General features: G+C 38.6%; 1 tRNA gene. It reads left to right on the top strand.

What is annotated here, in order from left to right:
• Window positions 1–34 precede the first annotated feature (34 nt).
• Window positions 35–125: transfer RNA gene (locus H4J39_RS00010), tRNA-Ser, on the top strand.
• Window positions 126–241 lie beyond the last annotated feature (116 nt).

The raw sequence follows: 241 nt of genomic DNA, 5'->3' as shown, positions 1-241 counted from the left end.
CGTCTTCAAGCAAGCAATTGTTTTAAGACATTCAGGTGAGATGGCTGAGTGGTCGAAAGCACTGGTCTTGAAAACCAGCAAGGGTTTATAGCCCTTCTAGAGTTCAAATCTCTATCTCACCGCCAAATTAAGAAAAACCCGTTAATCGAAAGATTAGCGGGTTTTTTGCATTTAGAAGTGGAAACATTACGTTAAAGATAAAAAGGGTTTATAGCACTAAACCTTCGAGTAGAGTTCAAAT

It is taken from the genome of Colwellia sp. Bg11-12, assembly GCF_014076955.1.
In the GTDB taxonomy this organism is placed as follows: Bacteria; Pseudomonadota; Gammaproteobacteria; order Enterobacterales; family Alteromonadaceae; genus Colwellia_A.
Note: the sequence above shows the minus strand (reverse complement) of the source record. Positions and strands in the feature narration are given on the sequence as shown.